At 50.7% G+C, this 26,098-nt stretch carries 26 protein-coding genes and 1 other annotated feature; of the genes, 14 read left to right on the top strand and 12 right to left on the bottom strand.

The features are described from left to right. Nucleotides 1-29: 29 nt before the first annotated feature. From rluB to PU683_RS12950, 3 genes are all read right to left on the bottom strand, one after another. Nucleotides 30-926, bottom strand: coding sequence for a 23S rRNA pseudouridine(2605) synthase RluB (rluB, locus tag PU683_RS12960; RefSeq protein ID WP_277172051.1), 897 nt, complete (start codon nucleotides 924-926; stop codon nucleotides 30-32). Nucleotides 927-1,360: 434 nt separating this feature from the next. Further along, on the bottom strand, nucleotides 1,361-3,100 hold the full coding sequence (locus tag PU683_RS12955) for an LA2681 family HEPN domain-containing protein (protein ID WP_277172049.1): 1,740 nt from the start codon (nucleotides 3,098-3,100) through the stop codon (nucleotides 1,361-1,363). Between the two features lie 288 nt (nucleotides 3,101-3,388). Then, nucleotides 3,389-3,598: a hypothetical protein gene (locus PU683_RS12950; RefSeq protein WP_277172047.1), complete on the bottom strand. Its 210-nt coding sequence runs from the start codon at nucleotides 3,596-3,598 to the stop codon at nucleotides 3,389-3,391. 225 nt (nucleotides 3,599-3,823) lie between these two features. Here PU683_RS12950 and PU683_RS12945 point away from each other — a divergent pair, with 225 nt between their 5' ends. From PU683_RS12945 to PU683_RS12935, 3 genes are all read left to right on the top strand, one after another. After that, complete coding sequence (locus PU683_RS12945; RefSeq protein WP_277172045.1) at nucleotides 3,824-4,393, top strand: hypothetical protein; 570 nt, start codon at nucleotides 3,824-3,826, stop codon at nucleotides 4,391-4,393. A gap of 337 nt (nucleotides 4,394-4,730) precedes the next feature. Then, complete coding sequence (locus PU683_RS12940) at nucleotides 4,731-5,309, top strand: recombinase family protein (RefSeq protein ID WP_277172043.1); 579 nt, start codon at nucleotides 4,731-4,733, stop codon at nucleotides 5,307-5,309. Between the two features lie 120 nt (nucleotides 5,310-5,429). Beyond that, nucleotides 5,430-6,944 (top strand): RNA-directed DNA polymerase, encoded by a 1,515-nt coding sequence (locus PU683_RS12935; protein WP_277172041.1) that lies wholly within the window; start codon nucleotides 5,430-5,432, stop codon nucleotides 6,942-6,944. Between the two features lie 356 nt (nucleotides 6,945-7,300). On the opposite strand, the gene PU683_RS12930 is transcribed toward PU683_RS12935, so the two are convergent. The 5 genes from PU683_RS12930 to rnm all read right to left on the bottom strand — a co-directional run bounded on the left by PU683_RS12930 (nucleotide 7,301) and on the right by rnm (nucleotide 12,269). Next, entirely contained in the window at nucleotides 7,301-8,002 is a 702-nt protein-coding gene (locus PU683_RS12930) for a YagK/YfjJ domain-containing protein (protein WP_277172039.1), read from the bottom strand. A 697-nt stretch (nucleotides 8,003-8,699) separates the two neighbouring features. Beyond that, nucleotides 8,700-8,924 carry a hypothetical protein gene (locus PU683_RS12925; RefSeq protein ID WP_106926597.1) on the bottom strand — a complete coding sequence of 75 codons (225 nt, stop codon included), beginning with the start codon at nucleotides 8,922-8,924 and terminating at the stop codon, nucleotides 8,700-8,702. Nucleotides 8,925-8,966: 42 nt separating this feature from the next. Continuing rightward, nucleotides 8,967-10,607, bottom strand: a complete 1,641-nt coding sequence (locus PU683_RS12920; protein WP_277172036.1) for a tyrosine-type recombinase/integrase — start codon at nucleotides 10,605-10,607, stop codon at nucleotides 8,967-8,969. Between the two features lie 163 nt (nucleotides 10,608-10,770). After that, nucleotides 10,771-11,391, bottom strand: coding sequence for an L-threonylcarbamoyladenylate synthase (locus tag PU683_RS12915; RefSeq protein ID WP_124968203.1), 621 nt, complete (start codon nucleotides 11,389-11,391; stop codon nucleotides 10,771-10,773). Then, complete coding sequence (gene rnm, locus PU683_RS12910; protein WP_277172034.1) at nucleotides 11,388-12,269, bottom strand: RNase RNM; 882 nt, start codon at nucleotides 12,267-12,269, stop codon at nucleotides 11,388-11,390. Before rnm ends, PU683_RS12915 begins: the two co-directional genes overlap by 4 nt. A 160-nt stretch (nucleotides 12,270-12,429) precedes the next feature. Next, nucleotides 12,430-12,525 (top strand) — a sequence feature (Trp leader region). Between the two features lie 19 nt (nucleotides 12,526-12,544). On the opposite strand from rnm, the gene PU683_RS12905 reads away from it, so the two are divergent. The 5 genes from PU683_RS12905 to trpA are packed head-to-tail and all read left to right on the top strand — an operon-like array spanning nucleotide 12,545 to nucleotide 19,076. Further along, nucleotides 12,545-14,107 carry an anthranilate synthase component 1 gene (locus PU683_RS12905; RefSeq protein WP_277172032.1) on the top strand — a complete coding sequence of 521 codons (1,563 nt, stop codon included), beginning with the start codon at nucleotides 12,545-12,547 and terminating at the stop codon, nucleotides 14,105-14,107. Further along, nucleotides 14,107-15,702, top strand: a complete 1,596-nt coding sequence (trpD, locus tag PU683_RS12900; RefSeq protein WP_277172030.1) for a bifunctional anthranilate synthase glutamate amidotransferase component TrpG/anthranilate phosphoribosyltransferase TrpD — start codon at nucleotides 14,107-14,109, stop codon at nucleotides 15,700-15,702. The genes PU683_RS12905 and trpD overlap by 1 nt, the downstream gene beginning before the upstream one ends. Nucleotides 15,703-15,705: 3 nt before the next feature. Next, nucleotides 15,706-17,064: a bifunctional indole-3-glycerol-phosphate synthase TrpC/phosphoribosylanthranilate isomerase TrpF gene (gene trpCF, locus PU683_RS12895; protein ID WP_277172028.1), complete on the top strand. Its 1,359-nt coding sequence runs from the start codon at nucleotides 15,706-15,708 to the stop codon at nucleotides 17,062-17,064. Nucleotides 17,065-17,073: 9 nt separating this feature from the next. Next, a complete protein-coding gene (gene trpB / locus PU683_RS12890; protein WP_277172026.1) occupies nucleotides 17,074-18,267 on the top strand; it encodes a tryptophan synthase subunit beta in 1,194 nt (397 codons plus the stop codon). Then, nucleotides 18,267-19,076 carry a tryptophan synthase subunit alpha gene (trpA, locus tag PU683_RS12885; RefSeq protein ID WP_277172024.1) on the top strand — a complete coding sequence of 270 codons (810 nt, stop codon included), beginning with the start codon at nucleotides 18,267-18,269 and terminating at the stop codon, nucleotides 19,074-19,076. The genes trpB and trpA overlap by 1 nt, the downstream gene beginning before the upstream one ends. Nucleotides 19,077-19,127: 51 nt before the next feature. Here trpA and ompW read toward each other — a convergent pair whose 3' ends face one another. Beyond that, complete coding sequence (ompW, locus tag PU683_RS12880) at nucleotides 19,128-19,763, bottom strand: outer membrane protein OmpW (RefSeq protein ID WP_277172022.1); 636 nt, start codon at nucleotides 19,761-19,763, stop codon at nucleotides 19,128-19,130. A 278-nt stretch (nucleotides 19,764-20,041) separates the two neighbouring features. On the opposite strand from ompW, the gene PU683_RS12875 reads away from it, so the two are divergent. The 4 genes from PU683_RS12875 to yciA all read left to right on the top strand — a co-directional run bounded on the left by PU683_RS12875 (nucleotide 20,042) and on the right by yciA (nucleotide 22,304). After that, nucleotides 20,042-20,446, top strand: a complete 405-nt coding sequence (locus PU683_RS12875) for a YkgJ family cysteine cluster protein (RefSeq protein WP_277172020.1) — start codon at nucleotides 20,042-20,044, stop codon at nucleotides 20,444-20,446. Between the two features lie 24 nt (nucleotides 20,447-20,470). Then, a complete protein-coding gene (locus tag PU683_RS12870) occupies nucleotides 20,471-21,214 on the top strand; it encodes a YciC family protein (RefSeq protein ID WP_277172018.1) in 744 nt (247 codons plus the stop codon). 46 nt (nucleotides 21,215-21,260) lie between these two features. Next, nucleotides 21,261-21,803 carry a septation protein A gene (locus tag PU683_RS12865; RefSeq protein ID WP_277172016.1) on the top strand — a complete coding sequence of 181 codons (543 nt, stop codon included), beginning with the start codon at nucleotides 21,261-21,263 and terminating at the stop codon, nucleotides 21,801-21,803. A 99-nt stretch (nucleotides 21,804-21,902) separates the two neighbouring features. Further along, the gene (gene yciA / locus PU683_RS12860; protein ID WP_277172014.1) at nucleotides 21,903-22,304 is read left to right on the top strand and encodes an acyl-CoA thioester hydrolase YciA; all 402 of its coding nucleotides are present in this window, start codon (nucleotides 21,903-21,905) and stop codon (nucleotides 22,302-22,304) included. A gap of 28 nt (nucleotides 22,305-22,332) precedes the next feature. Here yciA and tonB read toward each other — a convergent pair whose 3' ends face one another. Next, nucleotides 22,333-23,070, bottom strand: a complete 738-nt coding sequence (gene tonB, locus PU683_RS12855; protein ID WP_277174290.1) for a TonB system transport protein TonB — start codon at nucleotides 23,068-23,070, stop codon at nucleotides 22,333-22,335. A gap of 220 nt (nucleotides 23,071-23,290) precedes the next feature. Here tonB and PU683_RS12850 point away from each other — a divergent pair, with 220 nt between their 5' ends. Beyond that, entirely contained in the window at nucleotides 23,291-23,587 is a 297-nt protein-coding gene (locus tag PU683_RS12850) for a YciI family protein (protein ID WP_277172012.1), read from the top strand. A 39-nt stretch (nucleotides 23,588-23,626) separates the two neighbouring features. Here PU683_RS12850 and PU683_RS12845 read toward each other — a convergent pair whose 3' ends face one another. After that, nucleotides 23,627-24,247 (bottom strand): LysE family translocator, encoded by a 621-nt coding sequence (locus PU683_RS12845; RefSeq protein ID WP_277172010.1) that lies wholly within the window; start codon nucleotides 24,245-24,247, stop codon nucleotides 23,627-23,629. 61 nt (nucleotides 24,248-24,308) lie between these two features. Beyond that, nucleotides 24,309-24,482 (bottom strand): YciY family protein, encoded by a 174-nt coding sequence (locus PU683_RS12840; RefSeq protein WP_277172008.1) that lies wholly within the window; start codon nucleotides 24,480-24,482, stop codon nucleotides 24,309-24,311. Between the two features lie 140 nt (nucleotides 24,483-24,622). Here PU683_RS12840 and cls point away from each other — a divergent pair, with 140 nt between their 5' ends. Next, nucleotides 24,623-26,083 carry a cardiolipin synthase gene (gene cls / locus PU683_RS12835; RefSeq protein WP_187798928.1) on the top strand — a complete coding sequence of 487 codons (1,461 nt, stop codon included), beginning with the start codon at nucleotides 24,623-24,625 and terminating at the stop codon, nucleotides 26,081-26,083. The last annotated feature ends 15 nt before the right edge of the window (nucleotides 26,084-26,098 follow it).

Here is a 26,098-nt window from a genome sequence, read left to right as displayed (position 1 = left end):
ATGAAAAAGGGGCTTACGCCCCTTTTTTGTTAATCGTTTTTAGCACGTCCGCCACCCGGGCGGCGATTACCACCGGCAGGTTTACCACCACCCGGCTGGCTGTGCCGTTTCACGGCGCGACGGATCTGATTCGCTTTCATGCGACGGCGATCTTTCTCCACCGCGACTTTTGATTGCGTCTCAGCATCAAGACCGACCAGCTCGCGCAGGTAGTTAGTCTGCGCCAGATCCAGCTCGGTCCAGCCGCCGCGCGGTAGCCCTTTCGGCAACGGAATATCGCCGTAGCGTACGCGGATAAGACGGCTCACCTGTACACCAACCGCTTCCCACAAGCGACGCACTTCGCGGTTGCGCCCTTCGGTCAGCGTAACGTTGTACCACTGGTTAATGCCTTCACCGCCACTGAACTTGATGGTCTTAAACGCTGCCGGACCATCCTCCAGCTGCACACCGCGCGACAGATCGCGCAGCTTCGCGTCATCCACTTCGCCAAATACACGCACGGCGTATTCGCGCTCGACTTCGCGGCTCGGGTGCATCAGGCGGTTCGCCAGTTCACCATCAGTGGTGAACAGCAGCAGGCCGCAGGTGTTAACGTCCAGACGCCCAACGGCAATCCAGCGCGCACCGCGCAGTTTCGGCAGACGGTCAAACACTGTCGGGCGCCCTTCCGGATCGTTACGGGTGCAGAGCTCGCCTTCCGGTTTGTAATAAGCCAGTACGCGGCAGATCTGTTCGACGGACTCTTTCACCGAAATGAGATGACCATCAATACGGATTTTCAGCCCCGGCGTGACCTCGACGCGGTCGCCCAGCGTGGCGATTTTGCCATCAACGCTGACGCGGCCTGCCTGGATAATAGTTTCGATTTCACGGCGAGAGCCGTGGCCGGCCCGCGCCAGCACTTTCTGTAGTTTCTCGCTCATAGAGCATCCTTTATGTCGCCTTCACAGGCGTCGGCTTGATAATAACAAATTTATATAAATCAATGCGTTAGCATGTTTTGATGAAAGTCATTATACGCGATGTTCACCATGTTGTAACCTACTTTGTTGTACACCATGTTCATCAACATATAATGTAGATATTGATTATGTTTTAAGCAAAAAAAAACCAGCATTCCTTGGCTGTCAAAAAGCCAGAGACACACTCCCTGTATTTCCCTTTAGAAAGCAAAAACCCGCCGAAGCGGGTTTTCTTTAATGAGTGATGCTGGCCGATAAGGTGGCTTCGTTCAACTATACGTCAGGCATCTGCGGCGCTGAAGTTGTTGTAAATTAATTTACTGGAGCAACTCAGGGGCATTAATGCCCCATATGGAATAAGTTTCATCTTGACATTAAAAAAGCGCTTGGAACATTCACAAACTTTGCTTTAGTGGTACTTCTCTTGGCATGTAGATACCATCTATTGGACGTCTACGTTCTTCAAAATGGATAGCTAATGATAAATAGATTATTGAGTTTCTAGCTAATCCAATGAGTTGAATAAGTCTTGATTCAAATTGGCTTATTGGTATTAAAAGAGAGTGAGAAGATAGTTTTTCTTTTTCATAGATCTTTGATTTTAGATCTGTAAGCCTTGAATTCATCTTATTAACATCCTCTTCGAGCTGTTGAGCCAAATAACTAACACCCTCTTTTCTGGCTTGCTCCAACTTTAACCCCCTCTCCCTAATTTCATCTAGTAGCGCATTAACGTCTTCTTTCATCCTACTAAATTCTTCATCATTGTAAGTATTATGTGATGTTGCAAGTTCATAGCCAAAATCATCAACTATTTTTAATGAACGATGTTCCATAGCATTTCTAATTTCTGCAAACGCCACTGCATTTGGATCTAACCACTTTGTTGCTGAATCAGAGTCACCGACCTTGCGGATATCTTTTAATATAAAGAATAAAGCATGAATAAAATGATTGTCGCTATCCTTCAGCTTATTGTGTGGTTTCCATTTATTACCGCTCCCTGTAAAATCACGAAACAAATTATCTATGCTGATTTTTTTATCATGCTTTAGATCATTCAAATCAAAGAAGCGGCTAATTAAATATGCTACCTTATCAAATATTGAATATACTATTCTGAATGCTGACTTATACTGAGCAACCTTCAAGTTATTAATTGAGTAAGTCATATCTTCAACGTGTTGATATGTTGAGTTGAACATATGAGGGGTATCATCTGGGATATCTTTTGAAGAAAAAATCAAGTACCGAGCATAACAGTAATCATTTTTTAACTCATCATAATTACCGTGATAAGATAATTCTTCAGACATGGTGAGCGAGCTATTAAGCGATTGAACAAATGAGGGTAATTCGAAAACATCCTGATAAGTAATCGGGTACTCACAAGCATCATTCAAATCATTAAGAAAGAGTTTTTTTCTAGCGCACCATTCTAAATAATTTTTTTGCTTTTTGGATTTGGTTTTTTCAGCGTACTCTTTAAAATAATCGAAGTCCGATATTTCAAATAACTCCTCGAACCATTTTTTAAAGTTTAATAATTTGCCACCTTCCTCAAGTGGCGCTCTTTGTTCAGGATATAGTTGATCAATATTCTCAATTCCTTTTCTTACAAGCTCATAAGCAATATAGTAATGATATTCTGAATGCCCATTATCATAAAGTGAATGACCAAGGAAAATTTCATTATTGGCTTTTGCTATAATTGCCACGAAATTATTATCTATAGAAATAGCTTTATCATAATGAGGAATGCAACATAGCGTTCTGCCTTGTGATGAAAGGCGATTAGCTAAATTTGTCTCGATCATAGACCTAAGACTATTATACGCATGAGCATTATTATTGTGTTCTCTCCAGTCTTCTTTAGGTAGCGCATGTAAAGCTTTCCTGTAGAAAATAACCGATTTCATCAAATCATCTGAATACCACTCCGTTTTACGTGTTTCATAAAGTACAGAGTAACAATTTCCTAAGCAGTATAGATAATGTGCCTCATATAAGGGGTGAGTAAAGGTGAAATCCCGTTCTGTAAAACTCTCGACTAACACAGATAAAGAAACGTGATCACCTTTGATGATGTATTCATCCGCACGTTTACTAAACTCGTCAAGTTTGTCTTTTTCCAATAACAAAGTAACTCCTTAACTGTTCATACGAACTGAATGGCAAGTTTCAATTTAAAACTAAACATATAATATACTACTCAATCAATTATTATATGCGAATTTGGTCGATAATGCTGATCTAGTATTTATGTTTAGGAACATAAAAAGTGATCTACTCCTTACAAGTTAAAATGGCGCATTAGTTCAACTTCCGCTTCTGGCACACAGAAGACTGTGCACAGATGGGGAAAGTCACATTTGACCCCATTTCGATGGGGTGTAGTTTGTTAAAGCCCATAACCCCCAGATTTACTCACTTTCATTCGTGTTAAAGCTTTTGCTGTACGGGCAATTTTTCGACTTTGTGATGTAAGTAAAGGTGTAGATGCTGTTGGTGTAGACGCAAAGTGTGTGACCGTTCTCAGTGGTGGACTGTTTCGGATTGCTCATCGTTATACGGCCTGCGTCAGCGTTGAATGCCGCCAACAGACAACAAAACATAACTGCGTAGCCTCGCATCTTCATCTCTCCTGTCGCTAGTTCGTTGGTGTATCAGTGGTGTGGTGCACAAATTTTGCACACAAGATTATAGTAACTACATTGATCAGTTTCATCGATCGATTTAATAATTTCAATCGATTAAAGTAATCGATGGTGTTCGGCAATTTGCCGCTTTGTTTCTACATCTCAAACTCAGTGTAACTATCTGATTGTTCTATTTCACAGCATGAAAGGATTGTGATCATGGATTTCAAACAATTGAAAAATAATAACATTTACTTCTATCTCTACATGGCAGCGCCATCAGTGCTTCCATTGGCTTACTTCTTCACCATGAACGATAAGGCTGCATTTGTGGTCTTCTGCGTGGTAGCGCTTATCTGTGTATTCCTGGATTTGCGGGAGTTGAAGAAAACAGATGAAAGCTATGTGGGTTTTGTTGGCTCTGCCTTAGGTATTGTCGTTTTTCCACCGATTTACGTTTATGGGCGCGCCAGGGATGCAGGGATGAAAAAATGGCACTGGCTGCTCATTTACGTTGCCATTGTACTTGGTTCGGCTTTTATCAGTTCTACCATTGATGATAACGAAGCCCTGAAGATATCAGCCTGTGAAATCACCACATCGATTTTCAAAGATAAAAAGAGTGATGTGCAATGCCTTGCCGTCGAGGACGTCAAAAAGGTTTCAGATAAGCACTACCGCGCTAAGGCAGTGCTGTCGAATGGTATCGATATGCCGATCACTATTGAGGAACGCGACAATAACTACATCTATGTAACGATATCACCACTGAGTGGTCTGATTGAGTAACAACAGTTCAGGGGATTCATCCCCTGAATCCTTCCCCCGCTGTACCTGTACTTTTAACAATGCCCCCTCGCTGAAGATCGACTGCTTAAAATATCAGCAACACATGAACATATGGATCAAGCACCCTACTTCTGTATGAAAGGTGTACTCTTCATGTTTTTCAAATATCAGCTATCAGCGGCCTGTTCTATCGTGCTGATTGCTGGTATCAACAATCGAACGTTTTACGATACCAACCTATCCCCCTCAAAACTGGTATCAACAAATTAGCATATTGACATTAAGATACCGATAATTAATTATGATACCCTTAATTGATACCACTTAAGAGGATGTTATGAGCCGCACTTTTGCATATTGCCGTGTGTCCACCAGCGAGCAGACAACCGAAAACCAAATCATGGCGATTCGTCAGGCTGGCTATGATGTACTTGATAACCGCGTAGTGTCGGAGGTTGTCTCCGGTGGAGTGCAGGCGATGAAGCGTAAGGCTTTCTCCGACCTCGTTAACCATAAACTGGAAGCCGGGGATAAGTTAGTTGTACTTAAGTTGGATCGCTTGGGGCGTGACAACATCGATGTACAGCAAACAATCTCGATGCTTGTAGACAAAGGAATTGATGTCGTTTCGATGGATCTGCCTGCGAGCAATCTTGCCAGTGCTGAAGGAAAGTTGATGCTTCAAATGTTCTCAGCGTTTGCTGAGTTTGAAAAATCCCGTATTACAGAGCGCACTAAAGAAGGTCTGGAGCGAGCGAAAAAAGAAGGCAAAAAGCTGGGTCGTCCTGTGGCAAAAGAAACCCAAAAACGCGTACAGGAAGCCAAGGATAAAGGCCTGAGCCAATCTAAAACAGCCGCTGAACTTGGATTGAGCCTACCGACCATAAAGAGAAATTGGAACATTAAAATAGTATAATTATCAATACGCCAATGTAATTGTCATCCTACGATTTATCACATAAAATGCTGTCGAATCACCCCTTTGCACACTCTCAAAGTGTGTGTATCTAATAAACATAATTAGCGAATATGATTTATGGGCAAACTTACAGAAGATTCTATAGAATTTGCAAAAAAACATATTGAGCATTACTACGATTCTGATTTCTTTCCAAAAGCTTTCGAATTCGAGGCTATCTGGCACTGCTGGGATGATGTTAAAAAACACCTTTTAGCAAGCAATGTCGGGAAACTTAGAACTAAACATCCTTTGACAATGGCGTCAAAAAAACCCTCAGGCAGTTACAGAATCGTCCATCAGCTAGAGCCTTTGGATACTATTGTTTATACCGCGCTGGCTTATTTGATAGCTGAGAAAATCGAGCTAGCTAGAGCAGATAAAAATATTGCTTGTTCATATAGATTTGTTCTTGATGAAAGTGGTTTTTTCGATAAAAATGCTGGATTCAAAATTTTTACTGATATGATTGAAAACTTATCAGAACAACACCAATTCATATTAGTGACTGACATTACTGACTTTTACAATCAGATTTATCTTCACAGGCTTAATAACGCAATAAAATTAGCCGACCCGAGCTTGGATATTATAGCCGATGACACTGAAAGATTTATTTCATCATTGAATGATAAAGCTTCGCAAGGTGTCCCTGTCGGACCAGCCGCAAGTATAATTATGTCTGAAGCAGTATTAATAGACATAGATCAGTACATATCAAACTTTGGAGTCAAACATACCCGATATGTCGATGATATAAGGATATTTTCCAACTCCAAAGATGAACTTGAAAAAATCTTAGAAAAAATCACTCTATATCTGCATGAATCTCATCGATTAACACTTGCATCTGAAAAGACTTTTATTCAAGAAACGGCCGCATATGCTGAGAGCGTTCTGCATAACCAGTATGAAATTGAAAAAGTTGAAATATTCAAGACACTTGAAGTTTTTAATCCATACTCAGGAGTCGTTAAGTATGAAAAAATACGAGTTGAAGAAAAACCAGACCTTGAAGAACATCTAAAATATATATCAGAGCAATTATTAAAGCGAGACACTGTTGATTTGGGCCTTGCTCGTGTTTTGATTAGAAAAGCTAAAATCAATCGAATCGAGTTCGTATCGGATCTTATTTTTGATAACTTTGACTTCTTCTCCCCAGTAATAAATGATGTAATTCTTTACTTCCAAACACTATTAAATAAGGATTGGATTTCATTAAACACTGATAAATTAACTTCCATTATTCACTCGACCTCAAGCCAGCAGAATATGGTTAGGTACTGGGTTGAGTGGTTTTATTCAACTAATGAATTACTTCTCCAGATCCCAGAAATCCGAAAATTTGTATTTCAAAGCGCTTCAGTAGAAATCCAAGCGCTTGCGGCGTTGACATCTAAAAATGTAGCCTGGGTCAGAGATTCTAAAAAACAGGTATATTCCGTAGGTGAAAGAGGTAAAAGGGCTATTCTCCGATCAGCAAAAATTCTGCCAAAAGATGAAAGAGATCACTGGTTAAAAAACATAGCTCAAAGCGCTTCTGAAGAGCTTGACATCTGGATTACAAAGTGGATTATCGAAACTGCGTAAGGATTTCCTGTGAATTTGAAGCTATCTAAGAAATATTGTCATAGCTGTATTCCTTCAAAAATTCATCAAGCGACTGACTCACTCAGCAGAAAAATGTTGTACTTTTAGACAACATTTCTTAGTGGTGAATAAAGTTGAGAAAATAAAAAAGGGCTACCGCGATCAAAGCAGTAGCCCCTTGGTTGATTTTCAAGAACACTGGGAATCACAGCCAATAAATTAAATTCAATCGAGACAGAGGACAAAGCCCCCTGCCAGACAGCCTGTATGACTCTCTGTTAGGTTTTTAATATAGAGGTAATGGTTGGTACTGCTAGTGACTTAAAATTGAATACAGGGTTTCCTGTGAAGGATTTTCAATGCAACGTAATAGCCGTCTTAAATTTTACCCTTGAGGCTGAAAATGTTTGCTGTCCTTTGCCAGTAGAATACTTCCCACGGTTTTTGGCAATATATGAGATTCTTTCGACCATGTCCACCAGCGAGCCGTGATCACCTCTTTTGATTCTGTATCTACCTTCAGGTACATGGACACGAGAAGCTCCATTGGTTAGCTCAGACCAGATACGGTTGATTCGTCCTACTATACCTGTATCCGCAAAACCTGCCGTTCTAACTTGAAAATATGGTAGAGCAATCCAGCAATGATAATGAAGCTGTTTAGCCGTTTCAATTTCTCCACCCCAGCCATATCCGCAGTTTACTATTCGCTGACCATTCCATGACTTTGCTGTGAACTCACCACGTAGCTTGGTAAACAACTTGCTAACCAATTTGTTGCTTTCAGCAACGGACATTCCTTCTGGTACAGATAAGTCAAAACGAAAAGCGAACAGTTCATCGTAGTGTGAAAGCATAGCGTGTAGTTGTTCGATGAACCTATCGATAATTTCTTTTCGTATTGGGCTACTACGTTTACTTAACGGGTCATGATTGAGCTTGTAAGCCAAACCATTATGAATATACGTTGTAGAATGGATCAGAGTGTAATGACCGTTGTCACGATGAGATGTCAGTAAATTGATGGATTGGGGTAAAGATAAAACAGGTTGCTGCATACGCCTCCTTTTAGAGTGTCAGATAGATGTAGATCCTTATACAGATTTATACGGGTATTAATAAAAACCAGTAGAAAATAGAAACGCAAAAAGCCCAGCACACCCGCACCATTTCTGGTGTTGGAATACAGGCATCATAAGATTTTTTACTCAGAAACGTTTCCGTATTGAACCAGAAACTTCTATTAGATTACCACTGGATTTTATGATTCGCAAGGGCTTGGCTGGCGCGAGTGTATTCCTGATTGCAACATGGGCAAAAATTAGCGGAGTTAGCGGAGACCAAGAACCAGCGAGATACGCCTGTGCGGTCAATGATATAGTCAGCCAACCCAGCCTTAGACAGTACGGATAAATTGCGGTGCGTAGTGGAAAGTGGGACGTTCAGGAGTCTTGAAAGTTCGAGAGCCGTACTTGGGATAACGGTCCTGGTTAGATGGTACAAAACATTAATACGGGAAGTTGTCAGCGTTAACCTGGCTGACTTCAGGATCGTTGCCATCCGTTTACGTTCATCTAACGATGGAGGGTCGAACGCAGGCAAATTGAATTCAATATGCACAATGTCCTCATGTAGTAATAACTGAATTCCTTGAGTTATTATTTTACCACGACAGGCCATAATTGAGAATAGGTCTCATTAACATAATCAGTGGTACATCAACTACTAGTATTTAGGCGACAAGCTGATGATACGCTAGTTAGTTACTGTCAATTGTTCGCCAGTTTCACTATCCTGCACAACACCATTATCTACCCATTCACCGCTGTGCTCATCCCCGTCTTCCGTGGTAATAGTTACTTCCTTATCACCGCTTGTGGCGCATACAGTAGAGCCATCGTCAGTGTTGTATTCATAATCGCAAGCAACAGCAGACGAGGCTGTGCAAACCAGCAATAAGAGTATCAATGAAGTTTTCATTTTATCTTCCATCAAGTTTGGGCAAACCAATGCCCTACCATATTACCAGTTTATGCAATCAACCACCGGGAGCAAATCTCTCAACGGCGGCCTATGTGTGTATCTTGCTGTGATGCCTAACGATTGGGTTCGTGAGTGTCCGACGCAGAACTGCACCATTACGGGCAACGCCTTTGTCATAGCCTCTGAAATGAAAGTGTGACGAAGGGCATGGATCACCCTCTTCTGTCCAAATTCATTAAACTTTTGTATTTTACAATCAGCCATGATGCTGTGCCACTCAAGCCCGATTTGCTCATACGTTGGCAGATCACCGAAGACTGGATCAGTAGGTTTGAGCGATTTAATTCGCGCTAAAAGTAACTTATCTAAGGTTGTGCTTAACGGTATCTGCCGCACCGCCTGATCAGTTTTACCGCCGTCAATGAATATATACCAGCGCCGTGATTCCTCATCCTCACGAATGTGCTCTTTACGGATCACAGCAATTTCGCCCCGGCGTGCTCCGGTATAAATCAGAGTCAGAAAATAATCTCGTCGCCAATCGGTGCAGGTATTCAGATACTTCACAAGGCGCTGCATCTCAGGTTTTGAATAAGAGCCGCCCTTGTTTTCCATCACTTCGTATTTGATCCCTTCGGTAGGGGCTTTCTCTAAAATATCCTTTTCATCCTTCAGAAAGACCTTGAAGAAAGAGGAGTAAATTTTAAGATGCTTTTGGACGTTGGCACTGCTCAGTAAATCTTCTTCAGGAACATCGAAATCGACACATTCTGGAAGCGTCATTTCCGAGTACGGCTTTTTGTTCCGGCGCGGTAAGTTTTCAATCACTTCTAAAACCAGGCGAATGTGCTGCTTCGTGATCACTCCGACAGGAAGATCACCGATAACGTGCAGCAACACATCATAGAACCGCTGGTTTTCGTTAGCTACAGCCGCCGCCCAGCCCTTGCCTTTCTCTTTGATGAACATCTTCCATGCAACAGAGAGCAGAGGAGTGCCGTGACTTTCAGGCTCAGACGCAGACGCGACAACTTTTTTAGCTGCTGGCTTTTTCAGCCGTTCCGCTTCAGTTAGCTTGAATTGCATCTCTTCGACTAAAGAGCGATAACGGACAAGATCACCAGAATAGAATGCTTCATAGGCTTGATAGAGCATGGTCTGATGCATATCAATCTGCCCCGCCACTTCGTAAGCCTGCTCAACACCATTTTGGTCGTATGAAATCTTCTTCTTGAACAAAGTGGCAAGCAGCATCCGCGCCGTTGAATCATCGCCGCTATACACACGATTCAGATAAACATCAGCATAGCCTTTAGCTGCGGTAACGCTGGCAGTTGGTGAGATTGAGGAATCAGGATCGATCTGGCGTCGCAAACGTCCAAGTTCCGGCATTCGTTTAGCTTCATCAACGCCTATCCTGAGCCAGTCCAACAGATAAGTATCAAAGTCTCTCTGTGTGGCTTCTCTGAAACCGTCAATATGCAATTTGAACTGTTCGACAGATAACGAACCACTTTGAACGAGGGGGATGTATGCGCTAAGGCGGGACATCGTAACTTCGACCGCTTGCAATGAATCAGTGCCTAGGCTTCGCCGGAAAAATGTTCCGTCTGGAAGTCGAAAATTAATGTAGTAGACGTTGCCGCGCTTTGTCGTGAATCGAGGAGTCTTGTTGTACACTCTGTTCCTCATAGCGTCACCCACTTTGTTATACATTTCATGAGGTTAACGCTAACACTTTGATTTATCTTGGTGATTTATCGCCTTCACAGGCGTCGAATAGGGTCATCAGCCCGGCTTAAGCCGCGTCTGAAATGGCCGCGTAGTATAGCGACTTGCGCCGCTATAAGAAAGGCCTAACGTCGCCGACGCCTTCGCGGATCACTACCGGCGCATCGTCGGTCAGATCGACCACCGTCGTCGGCTGCTGGCCGAGATAGCCGCCGTGAATCACCAGATCCACCAGCTTCTCCAGCCGATCCTTGATCTCATCGGGATCTGACTCGGTAAACTCGCTGCCCGGCAGCATCAGCGACGTCGAGAGCATCGGCTCATTCAGCGTCTCCAGCAGGGCCAGCGCAATCGGGTTCGACGGCACACGCAGGCCGATAGTTTTACGCTTCTCCTGCAACAGCCGACGCGGCACCTCTTTGGTCCCTTTCAGGATGAAGGTGTAGTTACCCGGCGTGTTGTTTTTGATCAGGCGAAACGCCACGTTATCGACGAAAGCGTAGGTGGAGAGTTCGGAGAGATCGCGGCACATTAGCGTAAAGTTGTGACCGTCCGGCAGGTGACGGATGCGGCAAATACGCTCCATCGCCCCTTTGTCTTCGAGTTTGCAGCCCAGCGCGTAACCCGAATCGGTGGGATAGACGATAACGCCGCCTTTGCGCACGATATCGACGGCCTGATTGATTAAACGTGGCTGCGGATTATCTGGATGAATATAAAAAAACTGACTCATACAACCCTCTCTGTGTCGTTCTGCGGCTGCTCCCACGCCGACCAGACGCCGTGGACGCCCGCCGGAAGCCAAAGTTTGCGTCCCAGTTCAATCCAGGGACAGGGCTGATGAAAATCAGACCCCTGCGACCCTAACAGACCGAACTGACGGGCATACTCCGCCAGCTGGGTTCGCTCATTAGGCGCCTGCTGGCATTGGGCGACTTCCATCGCCTCACCGCCGCATTGAGCAAAATGCGCCAGCAGTCTTTTGAGCCATTTGGCGGAAAGATTATAACGCCCCGGATGAGCCATTACCGCCGTTCCGCCAGAATGATGAATCACATCAATGGCTTGTTCTATTGTACACCACTGCGGCGGAACGTAACCCGTTTTGCCGCGGGCAAGATACTTTTTGAAAACATCGGCCATATTGCCCGCTTTACCCTGCTCCACCAGGAAGCGGGCAAAGTGTCCGCGTGTCACATTCGCCCCCTGCGCCAGCCGCATTGCGCCTTCCAGTGCGCCGGGAATGTGCGCTTTCTCCAGCCGCTCGGCGATAAGCTTTGCGCGCTCGGTACGCCGCTGGGATTGTTGCTCCAGAAAAGCACGCATTGCCGGATGGTCGATATCAATATTCAGCCCGACAATATGAATCTCATGATTTTCCCAAAGCGTAGAGATCTCCACCCCGCTAATGAGGTTGAGATCCAGCCCGGCGCGGGCGATCTCAGCGCGGGCGGCAGGAATGGCATCTGTGGTGTCGTGATCGGTGATCGCCAGCGTACCGATGCGCATCTCGACCGCGCGGTGCACCAGCGCCTCGGGGGAAAGCAGGCCATCAGAGGCGAGCGTATGGCTGTGTAGATCGTAAATAATGGCGTAATTCGTGTCGCTCAAAGCGGCTCCGCTAATTCATCAAACTGCAATTTGTGACCTATCATAACGGGTAGCACACATTTTCTGAATTCATGGTTGACTTTCTTTTCATGAACCAGTTAACTAGTACGCAAGTTCACTCAACAACGGTATCGCAAAAATGAATGCACATCTCTTTAACAAACGCTGGTGGCGCACTCCCTGTTAAGGGCTTTGTGATCACGTGCGCATTCAGCATACCGATACCAGGCCCGCTTTGTTCAGCGGGCTTTTTTTTGAACAAATTAATGAGAGCGATGCAGATGCAAAAACCAGCACTCGACCTTCTGACCACCCAGGCGCGTTACCATAACAACCCGACGGCGCTGTTCCACCAGCTGTGCGCTACCCGTCCTGCGACGCTGCTGCTTGAATCCGCCGATATCGACAGCAAAGACGATCTTAAAAGCCTGTTGCTGGTTGATAGCGCACTGCGCATTACCGCATTAGGTGACACTGTCACGTTAACGGCACTCACCGCTAATGGCGCCGCCCTGCTCACATTGCTCGATACGGTTCTTCCTTCAGGCGTCGAAAACCACGTGCTGGAAAATGGCCGCGAGCTGCGCTTCCCGGCGGTGAGCCAGCTGCTTGATGAAGACGCCCGCCTCTGCTCGCTCTCGGTATTTGATGCGTTTCGTCTGCTGCAGGGGCTGGTTGAACTGCCAGTTGATGAGCGGGAAGCGATGTTTTTCGGTGGCCTGTTTGCTTATGACCTGGTAGCCGGTTTTGAAGATCTGCCGGAACTCAAGCACGACCGCAACTGCCCGGACTACTGCTTCTATCTCGCCGAAACCTTACTGGTGATCGACCACCAGAAAAAAGAGACGCGCATTCAGGCGAGCCTCTTCACCCCCTCCACGAGCGAGAGAGATCGCCTGCTGCAGCGCGTCGAGACGCTGCGCCAGCAACTCGATGCCCCCGTCACGCCGCTGCCGGTTGAGAGCGTTGAACATATGCAGTGCGACTGCAACCAGAGCGATGAGGCGTATGGTGATGTGGTGCGAAAAATGCAAAAAGCGATTCGCGCCGGTGAAATTTTCCAGGTGGTGCCTTCGCGCCGTTTCACCTTGCCCTGTCCGTCGCCGCTCGCCGCCTATGAAGTGCTGAAAAAGAGCAACCCAAGCCCTTATATGTTCTTTATGCAGGATGCCGATTTCACACTCTTCGGCGCGTCGCCGGAGAGTTCGCTGAAATATGACGCCAGCAACCGCCAGATTGAGATCTACCCGATTGCCGGGACGCGTCCACGCGGGCGTCGCGCAGATGGTTCCCTGGATCGCGATCTCGACAGCCGTATTGAACTTGAAATGCGTACCGATCATAAAGAGCTCTCAGAGCACTTGATGCTGGTCGACCTGGCGCGCAACGACCTGGCACGTATCTGTACGCCTGGCAGCCGTTACGTGGCGGATCTGACGAAAGTTGACCGCTACTCCTATGTGATGCACCTCGTCTCCCGCGTGGTGGGCGAGCTGCGTCACGATCTCGATGTGCTGCACGCCTACCGCGCCTGTATGAACATGGGCACTCTCAGCGGCGCGCCGAAAGTACGCGCAATGCAGCTGATTGCCGAAGCTGAAGGCACGCGCCGCGGCAGCTACGGCGGCGCGGTGGGTTACTTCACCGCCCACGGCGATCTTGATACCTGCATCGTCATTCGCTCCGCCTGGGTTGAAAAGGGTATCGCCACCGTTCAGGCTGGCGCAGGCGTGGTGCTGGATTCCGTTCCGCAGTCTGAAGCCGATGAAACCCGTAACAAAGCCCGCGCGGTTCTGCGCGCTATCGCTACCGCACACCACGCACAGGAGATTTTCTGATGGCTGACATTCTGCTACTCGATAATATCGACTCATTCACTTACAACCTGGCGGATCAGCTACGCGCAAGCGGTCATAACGTGGTGATTTACCGCAACCATGTTCCGGCTCAAACCTTAATCGACCGCCTGGCAACAATGCAAAACCCGGTGCTGATGCTTTCGCCAGGCCCGGGGGCGCCCTCTGAAGCGGGTTGCATGCCGGAACTGCTGACGCGTATGCGCGGTAAATTACCGATTATCGGCATCTGCCTCGGTCACCAGGCGATTGTGGAAGCCTATGGCGGCTATGTCGGCCAGGCGGGTGAGATCCTGCACGGCAAAGCTTCCAGCATTGAACATGATGGCCAGGCGATGTTCGCAGGCCTCAGCAACCCGCTGCCCGTTGCGCGCTACCACTCACTGGTTGGCAGCAATATACCGGCGGGGCTCACCATCAATGCCCATTTCGACGGCATGGTGATGGCAGTGCGTCATGACGCCGATCGCGTTTGCGGCTTCCAGTTCCACCCGGAATCGATTCTCACCACCCAGGGCGCGCGCCTGCTGGAACAGACGCTGGCGTGGGCGCTACAGAAGCTGGAGCAGGCAAACACGCTGCAGCCGATCCTGGAGAAGCTCTATCAGGCCGAGACGCTGAGCCAGCAAGAGAGCCACCAGCTCTTCTCTGCGGTAGTGCGCGGTGAGCTGAAACCAGAGCAACTGGCTGCGGCGCTGGTCAGTATGAAGATCCGCGGCGAGCAGCCGCAGGAGATTGCCGGGGCGGCAACCGCCCTGCTGGAGAATGCCGCCCCCTTCCCGCGCCCGGAATATGCCTTTGCCGATATCGTGGGTACCGGCGGCGATGGCAGCAACAGTATCAATATCTCCACCGCCAGCGCTTTTGTCGCCGCGGCCTGCGGCCTGAAGGTGGCGAAGCACGGCAACCGCAGCGTCTCAAGCCGCTCCGGCTCGTCCGATCTGCTGGCTGCGTTTGGCATCAATCTGGATATGAATGCGGATAAATCCCGCACGGCGCTCGATGAGCTTGGCGTCTGCTTCCTCTTTGCGCCGAAGTACCACACCGGTTTTCGCCACGCGATGCCGGTTCGCCAGCAGTTAAAGACCCGCACACTCTTTAACGTGCTGGGGCCGCTTATCAACCCGGCGCATCCGCCGCTGGCGCTGATTGGCGTCTACAGCGCGGAGCTGGTGCTGCCGATTGCCGAAACCCTGCGCGTGCTCGGTTATCAACGTGCGGCGGTGGTGCACAGTGGCGGAATGGATGAGGTGTCCCTGCATGCGCCGACGGTGGTTGCCGAGCTGTATGATGGCGAAATCAGGAGCTACCAGTTAACGGCAGCGGACTTCGGCCTGACCGCGTACCACCAGGATGCGCTGGCGGGTGGCACGCCGGAAGAAAACCGTGACATTCTGACCCGCTTATTACAAGGTAAAGGCGAGCCTGCTCACGAGGCTGCCGTTGCCGCCAATGTCGCCATGCTGATGCGGCTACACGGCGAAGAGGATCTGAAGGCTAACGCGCAACAGGTACTGGACGTCCTGCACAGCGGGGCCGCTTACGACAAAGTCACCGCACTTGCGGCAAGAGGGTAAACAATGCAGACCGTTTTAGCGAAAATCGTCGCCGACAAAGCTGTATGGGTTGCGGCGCGCAAGGAGCAACAACCGCTGGCCTCTTTTCAGAACGAGGTGCAGCCGAGCACACGCCACTTCTATGATGCACTGCGTGGAACACATACCGTGTTTATCCTCGAGTGCAAAAAAGCGTCACCCTCGAAAGGGGTGATCCGCGCAGATTTCGATCCGGCGCGTATTGCTGATATCTATCAGCACCACGCCTCGGCGATTTCAGTGCTGACCGATGAGAAATATTTCCAGGGCAGCTTTGACTTCCTGCGTATCGTCAGCGAAATTGCGCCGCAGCCGGTGCTGTGTAAAGACTTTATTATTGATGCGTATCAGATTTACCTGGCGCGCTACTACCATGCCGATGCCTGCCTGTTAATGCTCTCGGTGCTCGATGATGAGCAGTACCGCACGCTTTCCGCTGTGGCGCACAGCCTCAATATGGGCGTGCTGACCGAAGTAAGTAATGAAGAAGAACTGGAGCGTGCGATGGCGCTGGGCGCCAAAGTGGTGGGTATTAATAACCGCGATCTGCGCGACCTCTCAATCGATCTCAACCGCACCCGCGAACTGGCACCGCGTCTTGGCGCAGGCGTGACGGTGATCAGCGAGTCCGGCATTAATACCTATGCGCAGGTACGTGAACTGAGCCACTTCGCCAACGGGTTTTTAATTGGCTCCGCGCTAATGGCGCACGATGATCTCGATGCGGCAGTAAAACGTGTCCTGCTCGGTGAAAACAAAGTGTGCGGCTTGACCCGCGCCGAAGATGCGCAGGCGGCGTATGACGCCGGAGCTCTTTATGGCGGGTTGATTTTTGTTGCCGCCTCGCCGCGTGCGGTGAGCGTTGAGCAGGCAGAAAAAGTGATGCAGGGCGCACCGCTAAGTTATGTCGGCGTGTTCCGTAATGCCCCTGTCGACGAGGTTGCGGCAACCGCAGCTAAACTTAAGCTGAGTGCCGTGCAGTTGCATGGCGACGAAGATCAGGCCTACATCTCCGCCCTGCGCGCGCAGCTTGGCGAGCAGACGCAAATCTGGAAAGCCCTTAGCGTCACCAGCGCGCTGCCGCCGCGCAACCTTGAGCAGGTAGACAAATACGTCCTGGATAATGGCCAGGGCGGTACGGGCAAAAGTTTTGACTGGTCGCTGCTGACCGGCGAGACGCTCGACAATGTGCTGCTGGCCGGTGGACTGGGCGCGGATAACTGCGTACAGGCGGCGAAAGCTGGCTGTGCCGGATTAGATTTCAATTCTGGCGTAGAGTCGGAGCCGGGTATTAAAGATGCCAGCAAACTGGCCTCGGTGTTCCGCACGCTGCGTGCTTATTAAGGAAGCAAGATGACCACACTACTGAATCCCTACTTTGGCGAATTTGGCGGCATGTACGTTCCGCAAATCCTGATGCCCGCCCTGCGCCAGCTGGAAGAGGCGTTTGTCAGCGCGCAGAGCGATGCGGCATTCCAGCAGCAGTTTAACGATCTGCTGAAAAACTATGCCGGTCGCCCGACGGCGTTAACAAAGTGTCAGAACCTGACCGCCGGCACCCGCACCACCCTCTACCTTAAGCGTGAAGATCTGCTCCACGGCGGCGCGCACAAAACTAACCAGGTGCTCGGCCAGGCGCTGCTCGCCAAGAGAATGGGCAAAACCGAGATTATCGCTGAAACCGGCGCGGGGCAGCATGGCGTGGCGTCTGCGCTTGCCAGCGCTCTGCTCGGCCTGAAGTGCCGCATCTATATGGGCGCAAAAGATGTGGAGCGTCAGTCGCCGAACGTCTTCCGTATGCGGCTGATGGGCGCGGAAGTGATCCCGGTGCACAGCGGTTCAGCCACCCTGAAAGATGCCTGTAACGAAGCGCTACGCGACTGGTCCGGTAGCTATGAAACCGCGCACTATATGCTTGGCACCGCGGCCGGTCCACACCCTTTCCCGACCATTGTGCGTGAGTTCCAGCGTATGATTGGCGAAGAGACCAAGGCGCAGATCCTCGAAAAAGAGGGGCGTCTGCCGGATGCAGTGGTTGCCTGCGTTGGCGGCGGCTCCAACGCCATCGGTATGTTTGCTGATTTTATTGAAGAGAGCGCCGTTGGCCTGATTGGCGTAGAGCCGGCCGGGCACGGCATTGAGTCTGGCGAACATGGCGCGCCGCTGAAACATGGTCGCGTCGGTATCTATTTCGGCATGAAATCGCCGATGATGCAGACCGAAGATGGGCAGATTGAAGAGTCCTACTCCATCTCAGCCGGGCTTGATTTCCCGTCGGTGGGGCCGCAGCACGCCTGGCTCAACAGTATCGGCCGCGCTGAGTATGTCTCAATCACCGATGATGAGGCGCTGGAGGCGTTCAAAACCCTCTGCCGTCATGAAGGGATTATCCCGGCGCTGGAGTCCTCTCATGCGCTGGCGCACGCACTGAAGATGATGCGTGACAACCCTGAAAAAGAGCAGTTGCTGGTGGTTAACCTCTCCGGGCGCGGCGACAAAGATATCTTCACCGTCCATGACATTCTGAAAGCGCGAGGCGAAATCTGATGGAACGCTATGACAACCTCTTCAACCAGCTCACCGCGCGCCGGGAAGGTGCCTTTGTTCCCTTTGTCACCCTCGGGGATCCGGAGCCGGGTCTGTCGTTAAAGATTATTGATGCGTTGATCGAAGGCGGCGCGGATGCGCTGGAGCTGGGTATTCCCTTCTCCGATCCGCTGGCGGATGGCCCGACCATTCAGAGCGCCACGCTGCGCGCTTTTGCTGCGGGCGTTACGGTCAGCCACTGTTTTGAAATGCTGGCAGCAATCCGCCAGAAGCATCCGACCATCCCGATTGGCCTGCTGATGTATGCCAACCTGGTCTTTAGCCGCGGCGTCGATGCGTTTTATGCCCAGTGTGCCAGCGTGGGCGTCGATTCGGTGCTGGTCGCCGACGTGCCGGTTGAGGAGTCTGCCCCGTTCCGCCAGGCGGCGATGCGCCACAATATCGCGCCTATTTTTATCTGTCCGCCGAATGCCGATGACGATCTGCTGCGCCAGATTGCCTCTTATGGTCGTGGGTACACCTACCTGGTGTCGCGCGCAGGCGTGACCGGTGCGGAGAACCGCGCGGCACTGCCGCTGCATCATCTGGTAGAGAAACTGAAGGAGTACCATGCGGCTCCTGCGCTGCAGGGCTTTGGCATCTCGGCGCCGGATCAGGTGGCCTCAGCGATTGAAGCGGGTGCGGCAGGCGCAATTTCCGGTTCGGCGATAGTGAAGATTATCGAGAGCCATCTGGATAACCCGAGCGCGATGCTGGCCGAGCTGAAAGGGTTTGTGCAGCGACTGAAAGCCGCCACGCTGGCGAACTAAGCGGTGTAAAAACGGAAACGGGTCTGCAAAGGCCTGTTTCCGTTATCACCATCAGAAGCGGTAACCGGCAGAGAACATAAAGACCCACGGATCGAGACGGGTATGGACGTTCTGCTGTACGCCGTTGTGCTTAAAGCGCACATCAGTATCGATATCCATCCACCACACCGACATATTGATCAGCCAGTCGCGGTTAATCAGATAATCCACACCCGCCTGTCCCGCTACGCCCCACGAATCTTTCAGACTCAAATCAGAGAGCCCTGCCGCTTTACCGGTGGAATTAAATTTCTCGTCGAAAAAGGTGGTGTAGTTGATACCGGCACCAAGGTAGGGGCGCACTTTGCTCTGGGCATCGAAGAAATACCACTGCGCCATCAGCGAAGGCGGCAGGTGGCTTACGGTGGCCAGGTCGCCGGTTGGCGCAGTGCCAACGTGGTGACGGAACGGCGTTGCGGCCAGCAGTTCAATACCGACGTTATCGGTCGCCATCCATGTCATGGTCAGGCCAAGCTGCGTATTGTTATCAACGTTGAAACTGCCCAGCGCGCCTAAAACGTTATCTGAACCTTCCGTTGGACGGACGGTGGCCGAACCGGCCCGGATGAAAAACTCGCCTGCGTCGTGCGCGTATGCGCCCCCGGAAAGGGTGCTGAGGATCAGTGCTGCCACGGCTAACTTCTTCATATCCACTCCATGTTTGAGGTTTTATCGCCGCGCACTATACCTGGTATTAGGTAGGAAGGGATCCAACGAAGATCACACTTAACCCTGTAATTTAACATTCATTGATCTGGGTTAATTTTTGCGTTTCGTTACACTCATTAACTTTTGTTGTTGCATCAATTTTTGCCTTGTGAAGGCAAAAAAATATTCCTCTCGCCCCCTCTTGTGCGCCCCATTCGGCAGCGATAATTTATCTGTCTGACTTTTCCTGTTGATGCGTCGTTAAGTGCAGGTGCGCTATGAGTGATCTCAACCCGTGCATGTCGTGCGGAGCCTGTTGTGCGTATTTTCGTGTCTCTTTCTACTGGGCTGAAGCGGATGATGCTGGCGGCCCGGTTCCGGTTCAGTTAACGGAACCTCTCACCCCATTTTTGCGCTGTATGAGCGGAACCAACCAAAAGCAGAGCCGCTGTACGGCGCTGGTTGGTACGCCGGGCGAAAACGCCACCTGCAGCATTTATGCGCAGCGCCCCTCGCCGTGCCGTGAATTTCAGATGTCAGGGGAAGCAGGCCAGGTCAATGAAGCCTGCGATCGGGCGCGGGCGCGCTACGGTTTAGCCCCTCTTTACAAAGATATGCTTTTCCATACAAGCGGTGATACTGCCACTGAGGGGCTATTCGGGGTACAATCGCCCGTTAATTAATATCGCCATACTCAAGGAGAGTGCATGTCTATCACGGCGAAATCCGTTTACCGTGACACGGGGAATTTTTTTCGTAATCAGTTCATTACGATTTTACTGATCGCGCTGTTGTGTGCTTTTATCACCGCTGTCATTGGGCATGCCTTTTCACCCAGTGAAGAGGAACTCTCCATTCTGACAGAGGGAGATAACCTGGCGGGCAGCGTAGGTCTGTTCGATCTGGTACAGAATATGACCCAGGAACAGCAGATGGTGCTGCTACGCGCGTCCGGAGCGGCAACCTTTTCGGGGCTGATCGGCAATGCGATTCTGGCCGGTGGTATGTTACTGCTGATTCAGATGGTTTCTGCCGGTCAACCGGTCAGCGCGTTACGGGCGATTGGTGCCAGCGCACCGGTGCTGCTGAAGTTATTCCTGCTCATTATGCTTACCACCTTCATTGTGCAGTTCGGCATTATGTTTATCATTGTACCCGGCGTGATTCTGGCGATTCTGCTCGCCTTAGCGCCGATTATGCTGGTGCAGGAGAAAATAGGCATTTTCGCCGCCATGCGCAGCAGTGTGCGTCTTGGCTGGGCAAATATGCGTCTGGTGGCACCGGCGGTGATCGGCTGGTTGCTGGCAAAAACCGTGCTGCTGCTCTATGCCCACCACCTTGCGGTGTTCACACCGGAAGTGGGCGCGGTGATAGCCAACACCCTGAGCAATCTGCTCTCAGCCGCACTGCTGATTTATCTTTTCCGCCTCTATATGCTGATGCGCAAATAATTACCCCGGTCACCCGTCCGGGTGGCCCTTTTGATGGAATCGTAGAATGAAGCAGTTTCTTGATTTTCTTCCGCTGGCGCTCTTTTTCGTGGTCTACAAGATGTACGACATTTTCACCGCCACCAAGGTGCTGATTGTCGCCTCGGCCATCGTGTTGATCTACTGCTGGATCCGCTATCGCAAGGTGGAAAAAGTCGCGCTCATTACCTTCGTGCTGGTTGCGGTGTTTGGTGGGCTGACGATTAAATTCCATGACGTGGAATTTATTAAGTGGAAAGTGACGGTGATCTACGGTCTCTTTGCCACGGCGCTGCTCTTCAGCCAGTGGGTGATGAAGAAGACGCTGATCCAGCGCATGCTGGGTAAAGAGTTGACGCTGCCGGACACCGTCTGGTCGAAGCTCAACATCGCCTGGGCGCTCTTCTTTATCGTCTGCGGGCTGGCGAATATCTATATCGCCTTCTGGCTGCCGTTCGACGTGTGGGTCAATTTCAAGGTCTTTGGCCTGACGATCCTCACCCTGCTGTTTACCGTGCTGAGCGGCGTCTATATCTACCGGCACATGCCGGCGCAGGATGAGAAATCCTGATCGTGAAAGCCAGGCACCATGCCTGGCTTTTTTCTTTCCGAACCTCCCACATTCGTAGTAGCATCCCGCCGGAAATCCCTCATCACAGAAGAGATAATAATGACAACGCCTTCAACTGCCCCTCAGGGCGAACTTGTACTACGCACACTCGCAATGCCTGCCGATACCAACGCTAACGGCGATATTTTTGGCGGCTGGTTGATGTCGCAAATGGATATGGGCGGCGCCATTCAGGCAAAAGAGATCGCTCACGGGCGCGTCGTAACCGTGCGTGTAGACGGCATGACCTTCCTGCGCCCGGTCGCCGTCGGCGATGTGGTCTGCTGCTACGCCCGCTGCGTCAAACGCGGCAACACGTCAATCACGATTAACGTCGAAGTGTGGGTGAAAAAAGTGATGTCTGAACCGATTGGTCAGCGCTATAAAGCCACCGAGGCGCTGTTTATCTATGTCGCGGTGGACAGTGAGGGCAAGCCGCGCCCGCTCCCCGCGCAGCCATAAAAAAAGCCTCCGCAGGGAGGCTTTTTTCTTATTCCATCGATGTGCTGCCGTCGAGGCGGAAGACCACGTTGACGATCAGCCCCGAGCCGGGCTTACCGGCCTCGTAACGCCATTTGCGCATCGCGGCTTTTACTTCGCGCTCGAACATATTCGCCGGCTGCGCCGAGAGGATCTGCACATTCTCCACGCGACCCTCTGCCGTCACGTCAAACTTCACTTTCACACGCCCCTCAATACGCAGCGCCTGAGCACGCGGCGGATATTGCGGCTGGTTGCGGCTTAACGCACGCGGACCTGCCGGAACCGATGGTGCTGGTTTGGTCGCCGTTGAGGTCGTGGTGCTCGCCGCCGGACGCGACGGGGCACTGTTCTCAAACGGATTCGCCTGCTGCGTCTCAACCGGTTTGCTTTCACGCTTCGGCTGCTCCACTTTTTTCACCGGTTTCGGTTTCGGCTTCGGCTTCGGCTTGGGTTTAGGCTTTGGCTTCTCAATCACCACCGGGGCCTCTTTGGGCGGCTCGGGGATCGGCTCTGGCTCAACGACCGGTTCGGGTTCAGGCTCAACAACCGGCTGTGGCGGTGCCGGAGCGGGAGCAGGCTCCAGCTCCGCGGGCGACACCATGGTGACAGAGATAGGCTGCGCGGGTGCGGGCAGTTCAACAACCTGATGTACCGAGGTATAAAGCAGACCCGCCACAACAGCACCGTGAATGGCGACGGAGAGCAGCGTCGGCCAGGGAAAGCGGCGAGGTAAATCCAGGGTCATTGAAGTCATAATCGTGTCAGTTAAAAAACCAGGGCTCGATTTTAAATGCAAATAGCAATCATATTCAACAAGCCAGCCTGGTGCAGATCAAATTTATCGCTGATGCGGGTAAAAAAGCCCCGTTAATTGGCAGGGTTGCCTGCCGGCTGCAATCTTTGCATTGCAGTCACTGCACCTTTCACTTACGTTATGCCTTTCTGAAAAGACAGGAGCTTGCTCTGTGCTATACGTTATTTTTGCTGAAGACATTGCCGATTCTCTGGAAAAACGCCTCTCCGTACGCCCGGCCCACCTTGCACGCCTGCAACTGCTGCGTGATGAAGGCCGCCTGTTAACCGCAGGTCCCCTGCCCGCAGTGGACAGCAACGACCCTGGTGCTGCCGGCTTTAGCGGCTCAACGGTGATTGCTGAATTTGAATCGCTGGAAGCGGCGAAATCCTGGGCGGAAGCCGATCCCTACGTGGCGGCGGGCGTCTATCAGAGAGTTACCGTAAAACCCTACAAGAAAGTTTTCTGACTCAGTACGGGGCAATGCACATCATTGCCCCGCATGCTTTCAGCGCTTGCTGAATGCTAAACGGGTGGCAAAAAGCAGAAACAGGATACCCGTGCAGCGATCCATCCAGCGAATCACGCGCGGTTTGCGCAGGAGGGTTGCCAGCGGCCGGGTTGCCGTAATCAATGCCGTTGACCAGCAGGTGCCAATCAGCACATGGATCATCACCAGACCGAATGTCCAGGCAATGAGTGGCTGTCCGTGAGGGATAAACTGCGGCAGAAACGAAACGTAAAAAATCCCCATCTTCGGATTAAGCACATTCCCGAGCATCCCTTTGATAAACCACTTCTGCGAAGGGTTCTCAACGCTGCTGATACCGGTCAATGCCCCGCGCGGACGCAGCACCATAGTCAACCCTAACCAGCATAAGTACTCAGCGCCGCAATATTTGAGTACGTTATAGGCCAGTTCAGAAACGGCAATCAGCGCCCCAAGGCCGAATGCCACCATCGCGCCCCAGATCAGGCAGCCAGCATTAATTCCCATCTGCGCCTGAAAAGCCTGTTTACGCCCCTCTACCGTCGCTGTGCGCAAGATCAGCGCGGTATCAAGCCCCGGCGTTAGCGTTAAGAGCGTAGCGGCGAAGGTAAAGGCCAGAAGGCTGTCGATCACTGACATTGTCTGTCTCCTGAAACTCAGGGCTAAAAACGACCACGGGCACCTTTTCGGTGCCCGGGATTCAGATATCGTAGATGGCAAACAGCAGCACATTACGATGGCGATTAACGCCGCATTTCCTGATGCTGTGGATTCGCATATTACGGCGGGACTGCGCTTCCAGCCAGCGCGCTTTTCGGCGGCTAACCTGACGCAGCATACGCCAGCGCCCCACTTCCGTTCGACTACGCTTCATTGTTACAACTCTATACAAAATAGAAGCCGCCATTATAGACCCTCGCCCTATTCAGGCCACTGCTTTTCGGCGTTTTTATTTGCCAGATGAATTCGTATGCGTAAACTCATCTGATACAGATCGTAAAAGGATTTTTGTCGATGTCCGCGTTTTACACCGTAATGAGTTGGCTCATTGTTGTTGGTTACTGGTTGCTTATTGCTGGTGTTACGCTGCGTATCCTGATGAAGCGCCGGGCGGTCACCTCGGCCATGGCATGGTTGCTTATCATCTATATCCTGCCGCTGGTGGGAATTATTGCTTACCTCTCTCTTGGCGAACTGCATCTCGGTAAACGACGCGCGGAGCGCGCGCGGGCAATGTGGCCCTCGACCGCTAAATGGCTGAGCGATCTCAAACACTTCAACCATATCTTCGCCACGGAGAACAGCAGCGTTGCCTCTTCGCTCTTTAAGCTGTGCGAACGCCGCCAGGGGATCGCCGGCGTAAAAGGCAACCAGCTGCAACTGCTGACCACCTCAGATGATGTGATGCAGGCATTAATCCGCGATATTCAACTCGCCCGCCACAATATCGAAATGGTCTTCTATATCTGGCAACCTGGCGGGATGGCTGACCAGGTGGCGGAGTCGCTGATGGCAGCAGCGCGACGCGGCGTGCACTGCCGTCTGCTGCTGGACTCAGCGGGGAGCGTTGCCTTCTTCCGCAGCCCGTGGGCGGGGATGATGCGTAATGCTGGTATTGATGTCGTCGAGGCGCTGAAAGTTAACTTAATGCGTGTCTTTCTGCGCCGCATGGATTTACGCCAGCACCGGAAAATCGTGCTGATCGATAACTATATTGCCTACACCGGCAGCATGAACATGGTCGATCCGCGCTACTTCAAACAGGACTCCGGCGTCGGCCAGTGGGTCGATCTGATGGCGCGCATGGAGGGGCCAATCGCCACAGCGATGGGCATCGTCTACTCCTGCGACTGGGAGATTGAGACCGGCAAGCGCATTCTACCGCCGCCACCCGATGCCAATATCATGCCGTTTGAAGAGGCCAGCGGGCACACTATTCACACCATTGCCTCCGGGCCCGGCTTCCCGGAGGATTTGATCCACCAGGCGCTGCTGACGGCGGTATATGCCTCGCGTGAATATTTGATCATGACGACCCCCTACTTTGTCCCCAGCGACGATCTGCTGCATGCGATTTGTACCGCCGCGCAGCGCGGGGTGGATGTCAGTATTATTCTGCCGCGCAAAAATGATTCCGTGCTGGTCGGCTGGGCCAGCCGGGCATTCTTTACCGAGCTGCTGGCGGCCGGGGTAAAGATCTATCAGTTTGAGGGCGGATTACTGCATACCAAGAGCGTGCTGGTCGATGGTGAACTGAGCCTCGTCGGCACGGTGAACCTCGATATGCGCAGCCTGTGGCTCAATTTTGAGATTACGCTGGTGATTGACGATGCCGGTTTTGGTGGCGATCTGGCAGCCGTGCAGGATGATTACATCTCCCGCTCACGCTTACTGGATGCGCGTTTATGGGTAAAACGGCCCTTCTGGCACCGCATTGCTGAACGACTGTTTTACTTCTTTAGTCCGTTGCTGTAAAACGTGCCCAACAGA

Source organism: Candidatus Kosakonia sp. 282A-S69 (assembly GCF_029433855.1).
Taxonomy (GTDB): Bacteria; Pseudomonadota; Gammaproteobacteria; order Enterobacterales; family Enterobacteriaceae; genus Kosakonia; species Kosakonia cowanii_A.
The sequence above is the reverse complement of the archived record's forward strand: the minus strand, read 5'-3'. Positions and strand labels throughout refer to the sequence as shown.